The organism is Candidatus Villigracilis sp. (genome assembly GCF_057083605.1).
Genome location: NZ_JBXMTI010000108.1, coordinates 1 through 3,764 on the forward strand (window position 1 = coordinate 1; position 3,764 = coordinate 3,764).

General features: G+C 47.5%; 6 protein-coding genes. 3 read left to right on the forward strand and 3 right to left on the reverse strand.

Annotation, left to right across the window (positions count from 1 at the left end):
- A partial coding sequence (locus tag AC14M5_RS15505; RefSeq protein ID WP_484030593.1) for an imidazolonepropionase-like domain-containing protein occupies positions 1–314 on the reverse strand: 314 nt, incomplete at its 3' end.
- A 92-nt stretch (positions 315–406) separates the two neighbouring features.
- On the opposite strand from AC14M5_RS15505, the gene AC14M5_RS15510 reads away from it, so the two are divergent.
- Both AC14M5_RS15510 and AC14M5_RS15515 read left to right on the forward strand, forming a co-directional pair.
- Complete coding sequence (locus tag AC14M5_RS15510; RefSeq protein ID WP_484030594.1) at positions 407–622, forward strand: hypothetical protein; 216 nt, start codon at positions 407–409, stop codon at positions 620–622.
- Positions 612–920 carry a hypothetical protein gene (locus tag AC14M5_RS15515; protein WP_484030595.1) on the forward strand — a complete coding sequence of 103 codons (309 nt, stop codon included), beginning with the start codon at positions 612–614 and terminating at the stop codon, positions 918–920. Before AC14M5_RS15510 ends, AC14M5_RS15515 begins: the two co-directional genes overlap by 11 nt.
- A gap of 129 nt (positions 921–1,049) precedes the next feature.
- Here the strand turns inward: AC14M5_RS15515 and AC14M5_RS15520 are convergent, their stop codons facing one another.
- Both AC14M5_RS15520 and AC14M5_RS15525 read right to left on the reverse strand, forming a co-directional pair.
- Complete coding sequence (locus tag AC14M5_RS15520) at positions 1,050–1,976, reverse strand: DNA adenine methylase (RefSeq protein WP_484030596.1); 927 nt, start codon at positions 1,974–1,976, stop codon at positions 1,050–1,052.
- Positions 1,973–2,845: a type II restriction endonuclease gene (locus AC14M5_RS15525; protein WP_484030597.1), complete on the reverse strand. Its 873-nt coding sequence runs from the start codon at positions 2,843–2,845 to the stop codon at positions 1,973–1,975. The genes AC14M5_RS15520 and AC14M5_RS15525 overlap by 4 nt, the downstream gene beginning before the upstream one ends.
- 82 nt (positions 2,846–2,927) lie before the next feature.
- Here AC14M5_RS15525 and AC14M5_RS15530 point away from each other — a divergent pair, with 82 nt between their 5' ends.
- Positions 2,928–3,464, forward strand: coding sequence for a DinB family protein (locus AC14M5_RS15530; protein WP_484030598.1), 537 nt, complete (start codon positions 2,928–2,930; stop codon positions 3,462–3,464).
- Positions 3,465–3,764: the final 300 nt, after the last annotated feature.

The window sequence follows — 3,764 nt, forward strand, 5'->3', positions numbered from 1 at the left end:
CCGCCCCCCTCAGCCAGAATCTCAAGATATGGCTTGCCCGCCATCTTCTTCTCGAACTCGTTGGCGCGGTCACCGCCCCAGATGACGTGCGTGTGCGGGTCCACGAACCCCGGCATGAGGACGCAACAGTTCGCATCGAGCCTGGGTTCATCGGGATAGGCGGCGCGGAGTTCGGCGGTCGTGCCCACCGCGACAATCTTTTCATCACGCACGACGACCGCGCCATCTTCGATGATGCCAAGCGTACCCAGGGCATGACCGCGTTGCGGTCCGCCGGCGAGGGTGAGGAGTTGGGAGGAGGAGTGGATGAGCATGGGAATGTAAGAGAGTAGAGGATAGAGATTCGTTGTTAGTGAGGTAATTTAACCACAGATATTCATCATTGCGGGATGTATAATAGAATCCAATGGCTGAAGAACGGAAGCTGACTCGCGCACAATGGGACCAATTGAACGACCAGTTCCAGCGCACACCAGACCCGGATGAAGGTTCATCTGCGTCTGGTGAACATTACATGCTCAATTTCATCTTGAATAAGCTCGGTTATTATCCAAACTCACGACGTGAAGCGATCAAAATCGCAGAAAGGCTGCTTTCTAATGGATGGGCAGATGATGAATAAACCTGAATGGCTCAAACGCGGCGCATTGATCAAAGTTCAGCACTGGTATGGACTTGTGGAAGATGTAGCAGTATCGGATTTGCACATCATGGTTCTCATTAAGTCACCCAAGGGAATTTGGCGCAATCAACGCGATGCTTCCGAGTGGTTGGAATATATCGAGGGGCAGATTATCCCCGCAACAACCGAAGAAATGGAGAAGGAAATCACTGCCCACGCTGAGCGGATTCAACGAATGCTGGCAGATTTAGATGCGTTGCGAGAAGTTGCCTTGAATGGGCAGTTGATGAAGGAATAACAGAAGTCCCCGTTAGCAGGCGGGGACTTTGAATTTAGCGAGGGTGAGGAGTTGGGAGGAGGAGTGGATGAGCATGGGAGGTTTCCAGTAATCAGTGAATGTGGTTAAAAAGCCGCTCAAATTGAGCGGCTAATTTTTTGGTGTATGAACCACATATTCTTCTTTATGTGATTTCTCAAACAAAGCCATCTGCTTTTCCAATTGAATTTCAATCTGCGGCAAGGGATTGTAATTCAGAACAATCGCCTCCAACATGGGATTGCGATTCTTCTCACTCGCACCCACATGATAAAAATGCTCACGAGTCAAAATTGTAAAACGAGTAGCATATTTATCAATGGCAGGGTTGTTCCGGTATTGATTGCTATGCCATGTGGAGAGAATAAATTTTGCCTGTGTAGCACTGAGCGCGTCGTAGAGTTCCTGTTCGCTCTGTTCAGACCACGAATTGAAGTAATCCACATGTCTGCCGATGTATGGCGGGTCGCAATATACGAAATCGTTTTGTGATGCGGAAGAAATCGTCTTTTTGAAATCCTGACACACAAACTGCCAGTCGTACTGACTTAGAGCATCGGCAACATACTTGACTTGGTTTGTAATCTTGGTGACATAGGCTTTAGCAAAACGTTCAGGCTTATGCCCAAACGGAACATTGAATCCACCTTTTTTATTGAACCGCATCACGCCGTTGAAACAAGCACGGTTCAAAAAGAGCATATCCAAAGAGTTACCATCTTTATTGAAACGCTCTCGAACTTCATAATAATGGTCTTCGCCCTTTTCCTTTAGTAAGGAACCTTCTTTTTCCAGAAATTCCTTGGCAATTCCTACAGTGATTTTGCCTTCCTTGATCGCATTATAGAAATTGACAATGTGTGGGTTTACGTCTGCGAAGACTGCGTGCGTTGGGCGCACATTGAATCCAACTACACCTGAACCCATGAATGGCTCAATCCATGTGCCTTTCTCTTCGAGAATGGCATGGTCTTTGATCCACTCGACAAGTTTGGTTTTAATTCCCTGACATTTCAGGGGTGGGACTTTTACTGTCATTTCTGCCCTCGCCTGTTCTTGCGGGCAGGTTTATTAACTTTAGGATTCGCAAGTTTTGGGTTTTTACCGCGATACACCAGATAATCTTTTAGCGTGGTAATTTTCTTTACTTTCCCATCAGGTTTGGTCATCTGGATTTTGCCATAATTTATCCAATATTCGTCAAACCATTTTTCGCCAAGCTTTTTGAAAACGCCATCCCCAGTCAAAATATCGCTGATTTTTGTGATGCTTCCAATATTCGCCGTATTGGAACTGCCTTGATAGTCACTGGCAATTTCCCACTTTTCATGAACGAAGAACTCAAAATCGCTGATAACGGATGTAATGGATTTTAGTTCTTCAAGTCGATATGTTCGTGTCTCGTCACTTTTCTCAGGACTAGAGCGAGAATAGATTACCCCAAGACAGAAGTGTCCCGAATATTCACCGTAAGGGAATTGGATATTCTTATTACTTTTTCGATTAACAAAATATTGACCGTGTGAACCAAGCGTAAAACCATTGCAAAATTCGGGATTATCAGGCAGACGATATGTGGTTTTCAAATCCACGGCAAATTTAATGCTTTCATCGTCCGCGCTTACAAAGGACAGATCCGGGTAATAATTTTGCTGTTCGGCAAGGACGATTCGATAATTGTTTTGATTGGCAAATTCGAGTAACGCCGGAAAAAGATGGATTTCAAGGATTTTGGACACAATCTTTGTATCCGCCGAAATCGTATAAATATTGCGAAACACGTCAATGAAACCTTTGACCGTCCATTGGTTATCAGACGTGGAGATATGACCCTTGAAGGTTTCAACGAATTCTGTCAGCGATTGCTTGAATTCGGCTTTAAGTTGTTCCCGCTTTGATTTTGGCATTGATTCTCTCCGTAGCAGGATTATACAACACCCAAAGACTTGCGGTTATACTCACGAAAGATAAGTTCAAGAAGGGATTTTTATGCCCCACCCACTCGTTGACCAACTCCGTTTCACCCGTAGTGAATTCATGCGTGCCGTCAAAGGCATCACCGATGCAGATGCCCGCAAACGCCTGTTGCCGATGAACTGTATCAGTTGGAACATCGGTCATCTGGCGTGGCAGGAACAGCGCTATTTCCTCGGCTTTGGGCAGGGGAAAATTCTCTTCCCGGAGATCGAAAAGGATTTCGCCTACGGCGCGCCGGCCAGCACGCCCCCACTCAAAGAGATGCTCGCGGCGTGGAAGGCGATCACCTCCGCAGCGGACCCGTGGCTCGACACCCTGACGCCCGCCAAATTGCAGGCGCATCCGGTCGTCAATGGCAAACCCATCGCCCGCCTCAACGGGAACATGTTGCAACGCACCATCTATCACTACTGGTATCACACCGGCGAGAACCTCGCCATCCGTCAACAGCTCGGGCACAAGCGCCTGCCGCAATTCGTGGGTAACATCGACGATCAAGCACCCTACCGTCCCGAGGCCAAAACCGGCAAAGCCTCTCACCGCCCTTGACTCAATCTCTGCTCTGGCATAGAATACCGCCCAATATTATGAACAAGCACGGCTTAGGTACCATGACCATGACTACTACCTCCGGTGAACACTGTGAGGCAATTGTGCATGGGCAGAAGTAACTGAGTCAAAAAAGTTATCTCGAAACACACAACGCCTCACGGAAACGTGGGGCGTTTTTGTTACCCCACCCCCGACCCCTCCCCATCACTTCGTGATGGAGAGGGGAGCGAAGGAACAAGTTATGTCAAAACAAACGCTCGTAATGAAATTTGGAGGGACGTCCGTTGGATCGGCGGA